General features: G+C 67.8%; 15 protein-coding genes. 3 read left to right on the top strand and 12 right to left on the bottom strand.

Going from position 1 to position 16,344, the window contains the following annotated elements; all coding sequences use genetic code 11:
- Nucleotides 1-41 precede the first annotated feature (41 nt).
- The 3 genes from egtB to BRESU_RS08585 form a co-directional block, all read right to left on the bottom strand.
- Nucleotides 42-2,201: an ergothioneine biosynthesis protein EgtB gene (egtB, locus tag BRESU_RS08595; protein ID WP_013269149.1), complete on the bottom strand. Its 2,160-nt coding sequence runs from the start codon at nt 2,199-2,201 to the stop codon at nt 42-44.
- Nucleotides 2,202-2,461: 260 nt separating this feature from the next.
- Entirely contained in the window at nt 2,462-3,676 is a 1,215-nt protein-coding gene (locus BRESU_RS08590) for an acyl-CoA dehydrogenase family protein (protein WP_013269148.1), read from the bottom strand.
- An 80-nt stretch (nt 3,677-3,756) separates the two neighbouring features.
- Nucleotides 3,757-4,062, bottom strand: a complete 306-nt coding sequence (locus tag BRESU_RS08585) for an SCP2 sterol-binding domain-containing protein (protein ID WP_013269147.1) — start codon at nt 4,060-4,062, stop codon at nt 3,757-3,759.
- 202 nt (nt 4,063-4,264) lie between these two features.
- On the opposite strand from BRESU_RS08585, the gene BRESU_RS08580 reads away from it, so the two are divergent.
- Nucleotides 4,265-4,546, top strand: coding sequence for a hypothetical protein (locus BRESU_RS08580; RefSeq protein WP_013269146.1), 282 nt, complete (start codon nt 4,265-4,267; stop codon nt 4,544-4,546).
- Here the strand turns inward: BRESU_RS08580 and BRESU_RS08575 are convergent, their stop codons facing one another.
- The gene (locus BRESU_RS08575) at nt 4,547-5,314 is read right to left on the bottom strand and encodes an alpha/beta fold hydrolase (RefSeq protein ID WP_013269145.1); all 768 of its coding nucleotides are present in this window, start codon (nt 5,312-5,314) and stop codon (nt 4,547-4,549) included.
- A gap of 242 nt (nt 5,315-5,556) precedes the next feature.
- Between BRESU_RS08575 and BRESU_RS08570 the strand changes: the two genes are divergently transcribed.
- Both BRESU_RS08570 and BRESU_RS08565 read left to right on the top strand, forming a co-directional pair.
- Entirely contained in the window at nt 5,557-7,290 is a 1,734-nt protein-coding gene (locus tag BRESU_RS08570; protein WP_013269144.1) for a DUF1800 domain-containing protein, read from the top strand.
- 10 nt (nt 7,291-7,300) lie between these two features.
- The gene (locus tag BRESU_RS08565; protein WP_013269143.1) at nt 7,301-8,854 is read left to right on the top strand and encodes a DUF1501 domain-containing protein; all 1,554 of its coding nucleotides are present in this window, start codon (nt 7,301-7,303) and stop codon (nt 8,852-8,854) included.
- Nucleotides 8,855-8,857: 3 nt separating this feature from the next.
- On the opposite strand, the gene BRESU_RS08560 is transcribed toward BRESU_RS08565, so the two are convergent.
- The 8 genes from BRESU_RS08560 to BRESU_RS08520 all read right to left on the bottom strand — a co-directional run bounded on the left by BRESU_RS08560 (nt 8,858) and on the right by BRESU_RS08520 (nt 16,303).
- Nucleotides 8,858-9,370: a hypothetical protein gene (locus BRESU_RS08560; protein WP_013269142.1), complete on the bottom strand. Its 513-nt coding sequence runs from the start codon at nt 9,368-9,370 to the stop codon at nt 8,858-8,860.
- Between the two features lie 12 nt (nt 9,371-9,382).
- A complete protein-coding gene (locus tag BRESU_RS08555) occupies nt 9,383-10,783 on the bottom strand; it encodes an MBOAT family O-acyltransferase (RefSeq protein WP_013269141.1) in 1,401 nt (466 codons plus the stop codon).
- Between the two features lies 1 nt (nt 10,784).
- The gene (locus BRESU_RS16910; RefSeq protein WP_013269140.1) at nt 10,785-11,591 is read right to left on the bottom strand and encodes a GDSL-type esterase/lipase family protein; all 807 of its coding nucleotides are present in this window, start codon (nt 11,589-11,591) and stop codon (nt 10,785-10,787) included.
- A complete protein-coding gene (locus BRESU_RS08545) occupies nt 11,588-12,475 on the bottom strand; it encodes an SGNH/GDSL hydrolase family protein (protein WP_013269139.1) in 888 nt (295 codons plus the stop codon). Before BRESU_RS08545 ends, BRESU_RS16910 begins: the two co-directional genes overlap by 4 nt.
- Before the next feature lie 94 nt (nt 12,476-12,569).
- Nucleotides 12,570-13,655 (bottom strand): hypothetical protein, encoded by a 1,086-nt coding sequence (locus BRESU_RS16905; RefSeq protein WP_013269138.1) that lies wholly within the window; start codon nt 13,653-13,655, stop codon nt 12,570-12,572.
- Nucleotides 13,656-13,832: 177 nt separating this feature from the next.
- Nucleotides 13,833-14,750: a hypothetical protein gene (locus BRESU_RS17610; protein ID WP_013269137.1), complete on the bottom strand. Its 918-nt coding sequence runs from the start codon at nt 14,748-14,750 to the stop codon at nt 13,833-13,835.
- A 93-nt stretch (nt 14,751-14,843) separates the two neighbouring features.
- Entirely contained in the window at nt 14,844-15,254 is a 411-nt protein-coding gene (locus BRESU_RS08525; protein ID WP_013269136.1) for a DUF2177 family protein, read from the bottom strand.
- 14 nt (nt 15,255-15,268) lie between these two features.
- A complete protein-coding gene (locus tag BRESU_RS08520; RefSeq protein ID WP_013269135.1) occupies nt 15,269-16,303 on the bottom strand; it encodes an SAM-dependent methyltransferase in 1,035 nt (344 codons plus the stop codon).
- Nucleotides 16,304-16,344: the final 41 nt, after the last annotated feature.

Genomic DNA, 16,344 nt, shown 5'->3' with positions numbered 1-16,344 from the left:
ACCGGCCGCCTTTTTCTATGTCCGAACGGTCGTTCGGGCGGTCAGTTCGAAAGCAGCGCGAGCGCGACCGACGGGTCATCGCTGACGTCAAAGCCCTGCACGGTCCAGCCCGCGGCCGCGGCCATCGATGCCACGCTGTCCCGGGTGAATTTGCGCGAGCTTTCGGTATGGATGGTCTCGCCGGCGGCGAAGTCGATGCGATCGTCGCCGATATGGACGGTCTGGTCCCGGGTCGCTTCCAGATGCATCTCCATCCGCGACCGGTCCGCGTTCCAGATCGCGCGATGCCGGAAGCCGGACAGGTCGAAGTCCGCGCCGAGCTCACGGTTGGCGCGCACCAGCAGGTTCATGTTGAACGCCGCGGTCACGCCCTGTGCATCGTCATAGGCCGCGACCAGCAGATCGGACGCCTTCACCAGATCGACGCCCAGGATGAACAGTGCGCCGGGTCCCAGGCGCTCGCGCGCATTGGCCAGGAAGGCGATCGCCTGCTGCGGTTCCAGGTTGCCGATGGTCGAGCCGGGGAAGAAGCCGATCCGGCGGCCCCGGCCCAGCTCGGGCAACGGCGGCAGGTTCAGGAAATCGCCAACAACCGGAACCACCTCGATGGCGGGATAGGAGTCCGCGATCCGCTCCGCCGCCGCGTTCAGCGCGTCGGGACTGATGTCGATCGGAAGGTAGGTCGACAGGGTCGGCGCCGCATCCAGCAGGATCCGCGTCTTCTCGCTGGCCCCCGAGCCGAATTCGACCAGTACCGCGTTCTCGCCGAAGCCCGCCGTCAGGCGCGGAGCCATGGTCTTCAGCAGGGCGGCTTCCTGGCGCGTCGGATAGTATTCCGGCAGCCGGGTGATGTCCTCGAACAGGTCGGATCCGGCGGCGTCATAGAACCACTTGGGCGACACGGCCTTTTTGGGCTGAGACAACCCGGCGACCATTTCCGCACGGAACCGCGCCGTCTCCATGTCCTCGATCCGCGGACGTTTCGCTGCGGGCGCATCGGCGGCCAGTCTCAAACCCATGAACGCCCACCTTTGCTGCGGATAGAAGAAGTTGCGGTATGTGGCCCGGGCATGGCCCGGCGGCGTCGCCAGGCTGCCGCCCCTCAGCACCCGCTGATTGGCCATGAATTTCCCGTTGTATTCCGACGCCGTCCCCTCGGTCGGCCGGAAGCCCGGATAGGGCGCATAGGCACTGGCGGTGTGCTGCCACACCTCGTTGAACAGGTTCGAGAACACGTCCGGGGCCGTGGCGACGGCGCTCTCCCATTCGGCCTCGGTCGGCAGGCGCTTGCCGGACCAGACCGCGAAGGCCTCGGCCTCATAGGCGCTGATATGGCGGACCGGGGCGTCCGGATCGACGGGGGCGCGACCCGTCAGGCCCAGAACCGTCCAGACGCCGTCGTCCTCGCGCCAGTACAGCGGCGCGGTCCAGGCTTCTGCCTTCACCGTCGCCCATCCGTCCGCCAGCCAGAACTCCGGCCGCCGGTAGCCGTCGTCCGCCATGAAGGCCAGCCAATGGCCGTTGGTGACCAGGTCGTGATCCAGCAGGAAGGGCTCCAGCCACACCCGGTGCCGCGGTCCTTCGTTGTCGAAGGCGAACGTCTCGTCCCCGTGACCGATGTCGACCAGCCCGCCCTCGAACCGCGTCGCTCCGCCCCGCGCCGGCTGCAGCGGCCCGCCGGGTCGTGGCTCAACCGGATAGGCGGCCGGATCCATCGGCGAGCGCGACATCAGGTGCAGCAGGTCCATCAGGAACAGCTCCTGGTGCTGCTGGTCGTGATGCAGGCCCAGCACGAACAGATAGCGCTCCATGTCGCCCGACAGGCCACGCTCCAGGCGCGCCTCCATCCGCCGGTCGATCTCGGCGCGATAGTCCATGACCTCGTCCAGCGACGGACGCGTCATCAGCCCGCGCTCGCCGCGCTCCACGCGACGGCCCAGGCTTTCGTAGTAGGAGTTGAACAGCTGCTGCAGCCGGCCGTCGACCGGGACATAGTCGGGATCGGCAGCGAGGATCATCGCCTCGAAGAACCAGCTCGTGTGGGCCAGGTGCCATTTCGAAGGGCTGGCGTCCGGCATGGACTGGGCCGTCAGATCCTCGGTCGACAGGCCTTCGGCCAGGACGGGCATAGCGGCGCGCACGGCACGGAAGCGAACCAGATCGTCCGCCCCGGGCGCGGCCTTTCGTGCTGACGCCTTCATCGACGGTGCTCCACAGGCGCGGAACTGCCCCGATCGGTCGTCCGCGTCGGGCTAACACATCTGTTCCGCATTCGTTGCCTTCAAGGGGCAGCGGTCACAAGGACGGTCCGCTGCTGCCACCGTGGTGACAGCAGTCCTGTATCGTCCCGGACGTGCCAGGGACAATGCGGCTGCACGCATCCGCAGCGACCGATGGTCGCCACTCGCGCTCCGGGCCGGGGGATCGCCACCCTCGCGCACGGCGAGGGTGGCAGTTCCGTCTAGCGAACGGGCCGACCGCCGTGCTTGGCGTATTCCAGCCGGGCGATCGTGCGGTTGTGAACCTCGTCCGGGCCGTCGGCGAGCCGCAGGGTGCGGACCGTCGCATACATCTCGGCCAGCGGCGTATCGGCCGAGACGCCGGCACCGCCGAACGCCTGGATGGCGTCGTCGATGATCTGCAACGCCATCTTGGGGGCCGCGACCTTGATCTGGGCGATCTCGGACTTGGCGTTCTTGGCCCCGCCGTTGTCCATCATCCAGGCGGCCTTCAGCACCATCAGGCGGCACATCTCGATATTGGTGCGGGCTTCGCCGACGCGCTGTTCCCAGACCGAATGCTCCGACAGGGTCTTCCGGAACGCCGTGCGGTTCAGCAGCCGCTCGCACATCAGCTCGAGCGCCTTCTCGGCCGCCCCGATCACGCGCATGCAGTGGTGGATACGGCCCGGCCCCAGACGCCCCTGGGCGATCTCGAAGCCCCGGCCCTCGCCGGCGATCAGATTCTCGACCGGCACCCGGACGTTGTCGAGCACGACCTCGGCGTGACCGATCGGCCGCTCGTCATAGCCGAACACGGTCAGCATCCGCTCGACGCGGAAGCCGGGCGTGTCGGTGGGCACCAGCACCTGGGACTGCTGGGCATGGGTCGCGGCCTCGGTGTCCGTCTTGCCCATCACGATCGAGATGGCGACGTTCGGGTGGCCCATGTTGGTGGACCACCATTTGCGGCCGTTGATCACGTATTCGTCGCCCTCGCGCACGATCGAGGTCTGGATGTTGGTCGCATCCGAGGACGCGACGGCGGGCTCGGTCATCAGGAAGGCCGAACGGATCTCGCCCGCCATCAGGGGCTTCATCCAGCGCTCCTGCTGGGCCGGGTTCCCGTACATATGGAGGACCTCCATATTGCCGGTGTCGGGGGCGTTGCAGTTGAACACCTCGGGCGTCCACAGGCCGGCGCGGCCCATGGCCTCGGCCAGCGGCGCATATTCGAGGTTGGACAGGCCGGTGCCGTGCTCGCCGGGCAGGAACATGTTCCACAGGCCCGCATCCCGCGCCTCGGCCTTCAGGGCCTCCATGGTCCGGGGCTGGATCGTGTGGTCGGCATGCACCTCGGCCCAGTAGTCGGCCGCGCGCGGCAGCACCTTGTCGTCGAGGAACCGGGTGACCCGCTCCTGCCAGTGAAGGGCCTTGTCGGAATGCTTGAAATCCATGGTGGTGTCCTCCCGAGACACGAACGGCGCGACCCCGGTGGGGCCGCGCCGCGTCTTGTTTTGATTTTATCGACGCAAGATCAGCGCTTCAGCAGCGGGATCAGCTTCTGCGCGATCATCATGTCGCCGGCGATCTTCAGCTTGCCCTGCATGAAGGCCATCATGCCGTCGAGTTTGCCTTCCGACATGGCGATGAAGTCGTCCCACGACACGGTCACGGTCGTGTCGGCGGGTTTGTCGTCGTTGGTGACGGTGTTCGGCACCGAGGCCCCGTCGATGAAGATCTTGCCCGCGTCGCCCATGTCCAGCTTCACGGTCTTGCCCAGACCGGAGTTGTCGCCGACGGCGGCGCGGATGTGATCGGTAACCTGAGCCAGATCGGCCATTTTGCTCTCCTGGGAAGCGGTGGAGGCAAAGCCCTATCCCTCCCCGGCGACGGTCACAAGATCACGTCGGGGAAACTCGGGCCCGGTCACCGGTCCCGACCGGGGGTCGCCTGCCACGGCCCGCCTGGAACCTCTTCGCCGATCGACGGTTGTCCAGCCAGGCGGCACCGCGGCCGCAGGACTTCAGGAACAGGAACCGGCCATGAAGCCCTCCTCCATGCTCATCGTCGCCGGCCTCGCGGCGCTGTCCATCTCCGCCTGCACCCAGGCCGAAGACACGCCGGCCAACGTGCCGGAAACGGCGGCGACCATGCCCGAGGGCCAGAACGAGGCGACCGGCGCGATCGAGCCCGGCGTCGGCTCCCCGCCGGAGCCGGGTGCCGGCATCCCCGACGCGTCCCAGCCCGACGTCCTGCCCAACCCCGACGGCACCAACCCCGTGCCTCCCCAGCCGCGCGACCCGGTCGAGACGCCCGCGACCTGATCAGTCGACGCGTTCCACAGCCGCGATGATGGCCGCTGCAACGGCCTCCGGCTGCGCCAGCATGACCAGATGTCCCCCGTCGACCGGGACCACCGTCGCGCCGATGGCCTGGGCGAAGGCCTGCTGCAACGGCGGCGGGATGATCTGGTCCTGGGTGGCGACGACGTAGGTCGTCGGATGATGGGTCCAGGCCGGGACGGCACCGATGGTGTCGTCGTTGACCTTGAAGAAGGTCGGGTGCTGGGTCGCGGCCAGCACGGTCTGCAGCTCAGGCGGCAGTCCGGCGGAGAAATAGGTCGCCATGGCCTCGGCGGGCCAGGTCACCCAGCCCCCGGCGTCGGCGTGCAGCAGCGGAAACCAGACGGGCGGCGGAAAGCCCGACAGGATGGAGTTCACCCCCTGATTGGGCCCGGGGGCGAATGCCGTGACATAGACGAGCCCCTTGACCCCCGGGCTGTTGCCGGCTTCCGAAATGACCACGCCGCCGTAGGAGTGGCCGACCAGAACCACATCACCCGGCTGGTCGGCGATCACGCGGTTTACGTTGGCCACGTCCGCCTCGAGGCTGGAAAGCGGGTTCTGCACGGCGACGACGCGCAGGCCCGCGCGATGCAGATAGGGAATGACGGTCTCCCACGACGAACCATCGGCCCAGGCGCCGTGGACGAGCACGACGGTCGGCGGGGTCTGGGCACCGGCGGAGCCCGCCAGCGACAGGCTGGCAGCGGCAAGGATGGGAGCGATCAGCCGGCTGAGCAGATCAAGCATCGTGACACCTCCTTCGGCGGCTCACCAGGCGTGGCCGCACAGCCGGAAGCAAAGCACTGTCGCCCTGTCATGGCCCGTTACAACTTCGGCGATCAACGAACAGTGATCGGTCGGTATATGGCGAAGCTGCTCCCGATAGCGTGACCGGCCGAACATCGGTTTCAAGCCATTTATTCATATTGTAAGCCTACCCCTGAGCAATCCAGAAGGCCGTAAAAACGGCTGCGTGTCGGGGGACAGGCGTGCGGAATCCATCACTCTTCGGCTGGGCGCGAACGCTGGCCCTCCCCTTCGCCCTGGCGATCGGCCTCGCGTCCTGCGGCGGTGGTGGCGGCGGCGGCTCCAGCGGCGGCGGTGGCGGCCCGGCCCCTCCGCCTCCGGTCGCGGCCCCCACGCCCGCCGAAGCCGCCCGGCTTCTGACCCAGGCGACCTTCGGACCGACCGATGCTGAGATCGATGCCGTCATCGCCATCGGCTACAGCGGCTGGCTGACCCAGCAGATGGCGGCCCAGTCGTCGTCGCATCTGACCTATCTGGACAACCGTCTGGCCCAGTTGCGCCTGACCAATCCCACGGCGTCGCTCGGCGCCAACCAGTTCTATGAAAGCTTCTGGCTCTATTCCGCCACCGGACAGGCCCAGCTGCGCGAGCGGATGAAGCTGGCCCTGTCGGAGATCTTCGTCATCTCCGTGCTGGATCCCAACATCGATATCCGCGGGGCCGGTGCCTACTACGACATGCTGGGGGCCAATGCCTTCGGCAACTACCGCACCCTGCTGGAGCAGGTCGCCCTGCATCCGATGATGGGGATCTACCTGACCCACCTGGCGAACCAGAAGGAAGACGCGACCACCGGCCGGAACCCGGACGAGAATTTCGCCCGCGAGGTCATGCAGTTGATGTCGCTGGGGGTCCAGGAACTGAACATGGACGGCACCGTCCGGCGCGACTCGTCGAACAATCCGATCCCGACCTACACCCCGTCCGACATCTCGAACCTGGCGCGCGTGTTCACGGGCTTCAGCTGGTATGCGGCCACGCCGACGAACTCGACCTTCTTCGGCGGCTCCCGCACGCCCGACAGCTACGTCCGGCCGATGATCCCCTACGCCAACTACCATTCGACGTCGGTCAAGACCTTTCTCGGGACCACGATCCCGGAAGGATCGACGGACGCTGCCGATGACCTGAAGATCGCGCTGGACGCCATCTTCAACAACGTCAACGTCCCGCCCTTCATCTGCAAACAGCTGATCCAGCGGCTGGTGACCTCGAATCCGACCCCGGCCTACGTCGGCCGCTGCTCGGCGACCTTCGTCAACAACGGCTCGGGGGTGCGCGGCGACCTGGCCGCGGTGGTCCGGACCATCCTGCTGGACACCGAGGCCCGCGACATCACCGTCCTATCGGCCTCGACCGCGGGCAAGGTGCGCGAGCCTGTGATCCGCATGACCAACTGGATGCGGGCGTTCGGGGCGACCTCGGTCAGCGGCAACTATCTGCTGAACTCGACCAGCGCCAATACCTCGCTCAGCCAGTCCGCCCTGTCGTCCCCCTCGGTGTTCAACTTCTTCCGGCCCGGCTACGTCCCGCCCAATACCCGGCTCGGCACCGCCAACCTGACCGCGCCCGAGTTCCAGATCGTGGATGAGGTGACCGTCGCCGGCTATGCCAACACCATGCAGGGCGCGATCGGAAACGGCATCGGGACCGGTCGGGACGTCCTGTCCCCCTATACCCGGGAGATCGCGGTGGCCGCAGACGCCAATGCCCTCGCCGACCGGATGAACCGGATGCTTCTGTACGGCACCATGACGACCCAGCTGCGGGCGCGCCTGGTCGAGAGCATCAACAGCGTGGCGGTCCCGGCCGCCACCGGGACCAATCAGGCAGCGATCGACACCGCCCTGCTGAACCGGTCGAAGCTGGCCGTCTATATGACGATGGTGTCGCCCGACTATCTGGTTCAGCGGTGAGGACGGCAAGATGACCCACGGAATCCACAACCGTCGTCAGCTGCTCCGCATCGGCGGGGCCATGTCGATGCTGGGGGCGGCCAGCCCCTTCGCCGCCCAGTTGATGGCCGCCGGCAATGCCGCCAGCCAGAGCGCGCCGGACTACAAGGCCCTCGTCTGCATCTTCCTGTTCGGCGGCAACGACAGCCACAACACCGTCCTCGCCACCGACAGCGATTCCTGGGGCCGTTACTTCGCCGCGCGCAACACCGGCAATGCGCCCATCGCCCTGATGCCGGTCGGCACTCCGCCCACCCCGGTCGGGGCGACCAGTCCCGTCACGGGCCGCGTGGCCCAGGCCAATACGCCCGAGGCCTGGGGCGGCGTCCTGCCCATCGTGCCGCGCACGCCCAACCCCATCCCCGCCGGGACGAACGCGACGGTCCGCACCTTCGGCCTGCATCCCTTCCTGGGTCCGCTGAAGACCCTGTTCGACGCCGGACGTCTGGGCGTCGTGGCCAATGTCGGCACCCTGATCCGTCCGATCACCAAGGCCCAGTATCAGGGGCGGACCGTGGCCTTCCCGGCGAACCTGTTCTCGCACAACGACCAGCAGTCGACCTGGCAGGCGGGTCAGACCGAGGGTGCCCGGGTCGGCTGGGGCGGCCGCTACGGCGACCTGCTGTCCAGCCTCAACGGCAACGGATCCCTGTTCACCGCCATCTCCACGGCCGGAAACGCCGTCTTCCTGTCGGGTCAGAGCGTCGTCCAGTACCAGATGACGACCGCCGCCCAGCCGGCCGTCGTCATCACCGGCCAGTCGGCCAACAGCCTGTTCGGATCGACCGTGGCACCGGGCCGGGTGCGCGACATCATCACCGATACCTCCTCGGCCAGTCTGTTCGCGGCGGACTATGCGACGACCACCGGCCGATCGATCGGCGCGGCCACCTCGGTCAACAGCGTCTTCGCGTCAGCCGCCGTGACGGGCGTCCAGGCCGCGCCCGCCTATGTGAACCCCATCACCGGCGCGACCGAGACCAACTCCCTGGCCGTCCAGTTGCAGACCGTGGCCCGCATGATCGCCGCCGCCCCGGCGCTGGGGGCCAAGCGCCAGGTGTTCTTCGTCAGCCTCGGCGGCTGGGACACCCACGACTTCCAGAACACGGCCCAGGCCAACAATCTGGCCAAGGTGGCCCACGCCATGGCCTATTTCGACAGCGCCCTGGGCAATCTGGGAGGCGTGAACATGCGCCCGGCGGTGACCACCTTCACCGCCTCGGACTTTTCACGAACCTTCACGACAAACGGCGACGGCACCGACCACGCCTGGGGCGGCCACCATTTCGTCATGGGCGGCTCCGTACGGGGCGGCGACATCTACGGCCAGTATCCGACCCTGGGCGTCGATCTGGGCACGTTCCGGAACCCCGATATGAGCCGGGCGTCCCTGGTGCCGACCACCTCGGTCGATCAGTACGGCGCGACCATGGGGCGTTGGATGGGCGTGTCGGAATCGAACCTCGACACGATCTTCCCCAACCTCGGCAACTTCGGAACCCGCGGGCTGGGCTTTCTGGGCTGACGATCAGCCCGACCGGGGCCAGTCCGCATCCCGCCCGGCCTCGTAGCCGTCGCGCACGGCCTGCCGGGGCTGGTCAGCCCCCAGCTGGGCGATCTGCTCGGCCCAGACGTCGGCCAGCCTGCGGACCGTGGTGGTCACCCACCCCGGGGCCTGTTGCCGTGACCAGTTCTGGATCGAGACGGCGTTGAAGATCAGCAGGAAGGCCGTCGCCAGCACGATCGTCCGGCTGGCCCAGCGCCGCTCCCGGGCCGCCACACCCTCGTCGTCCGGCGGTGCCCCCGGCGGGAAGGCGAACCGTCCCAGGGCGATCAGGGGGTTCACCGTCGGCGCGTCATGCGGTGCGGTCGGCAGGTCGTGGGCGTCGGCGGTTTCGATCCAGTCGCTGGGAGGATCGGCCGGCGCTGCGTCCAGATAGGGCTCGACCCGCTCGCCTTCCAGCGGCGGGAACGGCGAGACGGTGTTCGCCACAGGGAACGGGGCCAGCGGCGTCTCGGGATCGTCGGGATGCTGGGTCATCGGCTCGCCCCCTCAGAACTGGAAATAGATGAAGGGCGCGACGCCGTCGGGCCTGACCGCCTCGACCAGCAGGATCGCAGCGCCGACCAGCAGGCCCATGGTCAGCGACGGCGCGGGCTTGAGCCAGGTCGCGACGCCCTCGATCGCGCGCGGCGGCAGCCAATGCATGGCCAGCCCGCCGACGATGAGCACCAGCAGGAAGGGCGTGACGAGCGTCGCCGGCTCGAACCGCCCCAGACCCGTCAGCACCTCCATCGCCATGGGGAAGGTCTCGGCCCGGAACAGGATCCAGCCCAGGCAGACGATGTGGAAGGTAATCAGCACGCCCAGCCAGGCGGGCGGCCCCCTGCCCGGCCCCAGAACCGATCTGCCCAGCCGCTCTACCACCTGGACCCCGCCGTGCAGCGCCCCCCAGGCCACGAAGGTCCAGGCCGCCCCGTGCCACAGCCCGCCCAGCAGCATGGTGACGAAGACGTTCAGGCAGGACCGGGCCAGCCCCTTCCTGCCGCCGCCCAGCGGCACATAGAGATAGTCCCGCAGCCAGCTGGACAGGCTGATGTGCCAGCGCCGCCAGAAGTCCTGCATCGAACTGGCCCGGTACGGCTGGTCGAAATTGCGCGGGAACGAGTAGCCGAGCAGCGCCGCGATCCCGATCGCCATGTCCGAATAGGCCGAGAAGTCGCAATAGATCTGGACCGCATAGCCGTAGACGGCGGCCACCAAATCCCATGTTCCGTATGCGGATGGATCGAAGAAGACCGGGTCGACCAGCCGCACCGACAGCTCGGAGGCGATCACCGTCTTCTTGAACAGGCCCCAGCAGATCAGCAGCAGGCCGTGCGCCGCCATCTCGCGCGTCAGCCGAGGCACGCGGTCGAACTGGGGCAGCAGGTCGGACGCCCGCACGATCGGCCCGGCCACCAGGTGCGGGAAGAAGCTCATCAGCAGCATGACGTCCAGCAGGCTCCTGGCCAGCGGCGTCTTTCCCCGGTGCACGTCCACGACATAGGAAATGCCCTGGAAGGTGAAGAACGAGATCCCCACCGGCAGCACGATCTGCAGCAGCGGCAGGTCCCGCTCCCAGCCGAACCGGGTCAGCAGGTCACCCGCCTGTTCGACGAAGAAGCCGTAGTATTTGAAGACGCCCAGGATCAGCAGATTGACCGCGACGCCCAGCCCCACCAGCCAGGCGCGCCGGTCCGCCGGCCTGCGCGCGACCAGGACCGCGACACCCCAGTTGAGGATCGCCGACGCGATCAGCAGGGCGACGAACCGCCAGTCCCACTGGGCATAGAAGAACCAGCTGGCCAGCAGCAGGAACAGCTTTCGCCGCCCGTTCTCGCGTTCCAGCGACCAGGCGGTGAAATAGACGAACAGGAAGAACACGCCGAAGGCCAGCGTCGGGAACAGCATGTCAGAAGCCCCGCCGGTCGTAGGCCGTCATCAGGTCGGCGAAAAGCAGCGACCCGATCCAGTCCCCGCCGGGCCCGGTGAAATGCACATGATCGCCGCGCATCAGGGGCGTGTCGCCCTGCGTCAGGGCAAAGGCCGAACAGTCTCCCCCCATGCGGCCTTTCCAGTCCCAGAACGCGACGCCCGTCGACGCGGCGACCCGGTGCTGCACATCCCGCACCACGGACAGCATGGCCGGGGCCTTCCAGCGCTGCTCGACGTCGCCGGGACAGGTCCCCCCGCCGTCCCCGCGCATCGCCTCGGGGGCCCCGAGGATCAGGATCGATGCCCCCGGAGCCGCCTGCCTCACCCGCGTGATCTGGCCCCGCAGCAGGGTCTCATAGGCGGCCGGGTCCAGCAGATCGTCGAACCCCTCGTTGGTGCCATAGGCGATCACGACGAGGTCCGGCGTCCCGTCCCCGGGTGCCAGCAGGGGTTCGGTCCCGGCCATGGCGTTCAGGGTCGCGCCGACCTCGCCCTGAGCGCTGAGGGCGATCTCGCGCTCCTCGAACCGCCCGCGCAGCCGCCACATCAGCGAGGCCGCGATGTCGCCCCCCGCCGTATGGCTGTCGCCGAACTGCACGATGCGCACGGGTCGTCCGGGCCGAGCCAGGGCCGTGAAAAGGGACGCAAGCGCCCCGGGCTGACACAGGCCGTTGGCACAGGTGGCGCTGACCGGCGACGGCAGGGGCGCATAGGGACGCTCCTGCGCGCCTGACGCGCCCGCGACGGCCAGCGCACCCGCAGCGATCAGGGCTGTCCGGATCACACCCCGGCGGCGGGCGCGGTCGGCACGACCGGTGCGTCGAGCCCCGCATCGCGCTTCAGCCGCGCGGCGACCGGCTCGGCGATCCGCAGATAGCCCGCCATCGACATGTGGATCCCGTCGTTGGCCCGCATCAGCCGCCGCCGACCCGTGCCCGTCTCGGGCAGATAGGCGTCATACTCGCCGTCCGCGTTCTCGGTCAGGCTTTCGGTCTCGATATAGGGCACGCCCAGCGCTGCCATCCGCGCCGACACGACCCCGTTGATCAGGGCCATCTTCGCATCGAACCCGGCGCGCTTCATCTTGGGCAGGCCGACCCAGTAGACCGCGATGTCCCGGCCCCGCAGCATCGCCACCAGGTCGTCGACCCGTCGGGCATAGGCGACCTTCCAGCCCTCGGTGCCGAAATCGTGGATCTCGCCATCCATGCTGATGCCCTGGGCATCGTTGGTGCCGAACAGGATCACCGCCACGTCGACCGGCTGTTCGGCGATCTGGCGCGCCGTCTTGGCCTGGATGTCGACGTAGTCGTAGCGGCTCAGCCCGGTCGAGACCTCGCTGAACTTGGTCACCGTGACGCCCGGCTGCGCGCGGAGATCGCGATACAGCGCGGTCCACAATCCGTCGCCCATGGAATCGCCGAACACGCCGATGCGCAGGCTGCCGCGCGCGGCCTTCTCCTGCAGGGGCGTCAGTGTGGGCAGGACGGGTGCGACCACGGGCGGGGCCGCGGGCTGGCCGGGTCCCGGCCCGGCCGAGGCATTGGCCGCTGCACCGAGCATCAGGGTCGGACGGCGCAGCCAGGCGCGACCGTCCGGCGTCAGGACCAGCCCGATCCCGATGCCCACGACCAGCGCGGCTGTCACGGCATTGATGCCCGCCTTCACCCCGATACGCCCCCGAACGCAAAACGACCCGGCTTCTATAGCCGGGCCGTTCCGTGGCGCGCCATGACGCACGCGCCACGCACGAGTGAAAAGGTTAACGCAGCTCGGTGAAGAACAGCTCGGCCGCGATGCTGTCGCCGCCGTACGACCCGACCCAGATGTCATAGACACCCGACGACGGCCGCCGGAACGTCAGCTCCGCATCATTGCTGCCGCCCGAGTCGTCGTCGCAATACCATTCGCCGTCCGGGCCGTTGACGACCAGGGTGACGTCCCCGCTCGAGGTCGCCCCGATGGTCAGGGGCAGGCTTCCGGCGTCGTAGGTGATCTGGAAATCCGGCGCCGAGGCGATGGTGCCCGAGCAGCTGTCGTCCACGGTCGAGGCATCGATGCTGCCGCCCGCCATGACCGACACCGTATAGGGGTCGCCGCGGAACCCGGAGCTCAGATCGATCTCGCCATAGGCGGCCGTCGCCGAGCTGTCGGGATAGCCGCCGCCGTCATAGGTCCGGCCGTTGTCGCCATACAGGCCGTTCCGCCCGCCGTTGTCGCGCCGGCCGTTGCCCCGATCGTTGTCGTACCGGTCGTTACGGCCGCGATCGCGGTCATAGTCGTTGTTGTCGCCGTAGTCGTTGCTGCGGCCGTAGTCGCTGCCCAGCTCGGTCACGAACAGCTCCGCCGGACCGCTGTCGCCGCCGAACGCGCCGACCCAGACGTCATAGGTGCCGGACTGCGGACGCGAATAGGTGATCTCCGGGTCGGTGTTGCCGCCGGAATCGTCGTCGCAGGTCCAGCGGCCGTCCGGTCCGTTGATGACCAGGGTCGTGTCGACCTGACCGTTGACGCCGAACGTCAGCGGCAGGCTGCCGGCGTCATAGGTCAGCTGGAAGTCCGGCGCACGCGACACCATGCCGGTGCAGCCGCTGGCGATCGTCGAGGCATCGATGCTTCCCCCCGACGTCACATCCACCCGGTAGGGATCCTCGTCGAAGCCGGAGTCGAGGTAGATTTCGCCGTAGGTCGCGGTCGCGCCGGTATCGACACCCTGGCCATAGGACTGGCCGGCGCCGCTGGGCCCGTACTGATCATACGGCGAGGTCGCCCCGTAGGCATACGGATCGACCGCACAGCCCGCCAGGCCGATCGTCGCCGCCCCGCCCAGCACCAACCAAAGTCTCATGACCCGTCTCCCCCGGACCTCGCGTCCTTTTGGGCAGCAGATATCATCGCTACGCCGAAAACAATGGCTTCAGGCCAGCTGTCGGGAACCGTCAGGCCAGTCTCGCGACGACCCCGGCGTGCGGGTCACCAGAGGCGTCTGGCCCTCCGCAATGGCCCGCGGGTTAGGCCGGGTAGACTAGCGCCCCAGTTCGGTGATGAAGAGCTCGCCGGACACGCTGCGTCCGCCGTAGGCCCCCACCCAGACGTCATAGATGCCCGACTGTGGATTGCGGAAGGTGTATTCCGGGTCGCCCTGGCCGCCGGAGTCGTCATCGCAGTACCAGCGGCCATCCGGACCATTGATCATGATGGTCGTGTCGCCGGATGCCGTGACCCCAAAGGTCATAGGCAGGCTGCCGGCGTCATAGGTCACCTGATAGTCGGGTGACCGGGACACCATCCCGACGCACCCGCTGGCGACCTGCGCAGCGTCCACGGCCCCGCCGGAATAGATCTGGACGCGCCGCGGATCCCCTGTGAAGCCGGCGCTCAGAGAGATCTCCCCGAAGTTTGCCGGTGCCGAGGCATCGACCAGACCGGATGAGACACCCCCGCTGTCGGACGTCCGTCCAAGCTCGCTGATCAACAGCTGTGCGGCGCCTGAGTTGCCCCCGTAGGCCCCGACATAGACGTCGTAGATCCCGCTGAGCGGACGCTGATAGGTCACCTGGGGGTTGCTGCCGTCGCCCGAGTCATCGTCGCAACTCCAGCGTCCGTCGGGCCCGTTGATGACCAGGGTGGTGTCGGCATCGCTGCGCACCGAAAAGGTCAGCGGCAGGCTGCCGCTTCCATAATTCAGCTGAACGTCCGGAGCGACGGCGACCATCCCGGTGCAGCTTCCGCCCAGGTCACCGGCGTTAACCGCCCCGCCCGAGGTGAGGTCCACCCGATACGGGTCGGGGTTGAAACCGGCATTCAGCGTATGGTCGCCGTAGGTCGCCTGGGCCGATGTGTCGACGGACGGTGCCTGCTGTTTCTTGCTCTGGGCCGAGGCCGCCGACGTCGTCCCCGCGGCCAACAAACCGGCAAGCCCCAGCAGCATCAACTTGCGCATCGTTTCCCTCCCGGAACCTGTCCACCATCGGCCATATCACCGGTTGCCCAAAAGGCAACCGGCATCGGACGAGCGGTCAGGGGGCGGGCCTTGTCAGGCGCGTCCGGTCAGCGCGCTGGTGGCCAGATAGCCCAGGGTCGCCGACGCCATGGTCAGGAAGGTGCCCCAGCACAGGTCGATGATCGTCAGCTTCCACTGCCAGACCTGCAGCGTGGCCTGGTTGGTCAGGTCATAGGTCGCATAGGCGACGAACCCCAGGGCCGCGCCGTTGATCGCCGCGCGCGTCCAGGCCCCCTCTTTCAGCGCCGGGGCGACCGCCAGGAAGACGATGCCGCCGACATAGATCAGATAGAAGATCACCGCCGCGACCATGTCCGGCTTGGGGGCCATGATCGGACCGATGACGGGCTTGTACAGCCGGTCGGTCATGGTGGTCAGCCATCCGAAGTCCACGACCGCCATCGCCACGCCGGTCGACAGATAGGCCACGATCCATTTCAGCATGCGTCAGTCTCTCTTCAGGCGGGTTTCAGGCGATAGTGGGTGACGGCCCATGTGTTGCCGCCGTCGTTTCCGAACAGGCCGGCCGTCGCCAGATAGAACCGGCGCCAGCGACGAACCCACAGCTTCGCGTTTTCGCGGCCATAGGTCTCCTGCATCAACTCCAGAACCCGATCCGGGTTCGCGTCCATATTGGCCAGCCAGTCCTCGGCCGTGCGGGCATAGTTCCCGCCGTTCCAGGTCCATTGCTGCTCGACCGCGAACAGGTCGGGGAACTGGTGCATCAGGTCCTGGCTGGGCATCACGCCGCCGGTGAAGAAATGCTGGGCGATGAAGTCGCCGTTGTCGGTGTGATCGAACCGGTAGGGCGCGTCCCGGTGCGTGAAGATGTGGATGAACATCCGCCCCTCGGGCTTCAGCCAGCCCTTCGCGCGCGTCAGCAGGGCCCGCCAGTTGGCCATGTGCTCGAACATCTCGACCGAGACGATCCGGTCATAGGTGCCGGCCGCCGGGGCCTGGAAGTCGTTCATGTCGCAGGTGATGACATTCAGGTTGGTCAGGCCGCGCAGGGCCGCCTGTTCCTCGATGTGACCGCGCTGGCCGTGGCTGTTCGACACCGCGGTAATCCGGCTGTTCGGATACTTTTCCGCCATCCACAGGCTCAGCGAACCCCAGCCGCAGCCCAGCTCCAGCACGCTCTGGCCGTCGACCAGTTCCGCATGGGCGCAGCTTTCGGCCAGGGCTTTCTCCTCGGCCTGGTTCAGGGTCTCGGCCCCGTCGCCGTACAGGCAGCAGGAGTATTTCAGCCGCGCGCCCAGGCAGATTTTGAAGAACTCGGGCGGCAGTTCGTAATGCTGGTCGTTGGCCGCATCGGTGTGTTCGGCGATGGCGCGTACCGCCATCTGGCGAGCGAATTCGGCCGAATCGTGCGGGCCGTCGCGGTCCAGCTTCTTCCTCGCCTCGGTCACCAGGCTGGCGATCGCCGGGCGGGTGATGAAGTCGGGAAAGGGCGCATCCTGAAGCTGGCGAATGGCGACGTTGGTGATGTTCATGCGGCGATCCTGACATTGCGTGGGCGGGCCGAGCCGCTTAC

Source organism: Brevundimonas subvibrioides ATCC 15264, assembly GCF_000144605.1.
Lineage (GTDB): Bacteria > Pseudomonadota > Alphaproteobacteria > Caulobacterales > Caulobacteraceae > Brevundimonas > Brevundimonas subvibrioides.
This window is presented reverse-complemented; position numbering and strand designations above follow the sequence as displayed.

Bases quoted from the DNA above. Each gene is read 5' to 3' on its own strand.
- egtB (WP_013269149.1), bottom strand. From the start codon at position 2,201: ATGAAGGCGTCAGCACGAAAGGCCGCGCCCGGGGCGGACGATCTGGTT.
- BRESU_RS08590 (WP_013269148.1), bottom strand. From the start codon at position 3,676: ATGGATTTCAAGCATTCCGACAAGGCCCTTCACTGGCAGGAGCGGGTC.
- BRESU_RS08585 (WP_013269147.1), bottom strand. From the start codon at position 4,062: ATGGCCGATCTGGCTCAGGTTACCGATCACATCCGCGCCGCCGTCGGC.
- BRESU_RS08580 (WP_013269146.1), top strand. From the start codon at position 4,265: ATGAAGCCCTCCTCCATGCTCATCGTCGCCGGCCTCGCGGCGCTGTCC.
- BRESU_RS08575 (WP_013269145.1), bottom strand. From the start codon at position 5,314: ATGCTTGATCTGCTCAGCCGGCTGATCGCTCCCATCCTTGCCGCTGCC.
- BRESU_RS08565 (WP_013269143.1), top strand. From the start codon at position 7,301: ATGACCCACGGAATCCACAACCGTCGTCAGCTGCTCCGCATCGGCGGG.
- BRESU_RS08560 (WP_013269142.1), bottom strand. From the start codon at position 9,370: ATGACCCAGCATCCCGACGATCCCGAGACGCCGCTGGCCCCGTTCCCT.
- BRESU_RS08555 (WP_013269141.1), bottom strand. From the start codon at position 10,783: ATGCTGTTCCCGACGCTGGCCTTCGGCGTGTTCTTCCTGTTCGTCTAT.
- BRESU_RS16905 (WP_013269138.1), bottom strand. From the start codon at position 13,655: ATGAGACTTTGGTTGGTGCTGGGCGGGGCGGCGACGATCGGCCTGGCG.
- BRESU_RS17610 (WP_013269137.1), bottom strand. From the start codon at position 14,750: ATGCGCAAGTTGATGCTGCTGGGGCTTGCCGGTTTGTTGGCCGCGGGG.
- BRESU_RS08525 (WP_013269136.1), bottom strand. From the start codon at position 15,254: ATGCTGAAATGGATCGTGGCCTATCTGTCGACCGGCGTGGCGATGGCG.
- BRESU_RS08520 (WP_013269135.1), bottom strand. From the start codon at position 16,303: ATGAACATCACCAACGTCGCCATTCGCCAGCTTCAGGATGCGCCCTTT.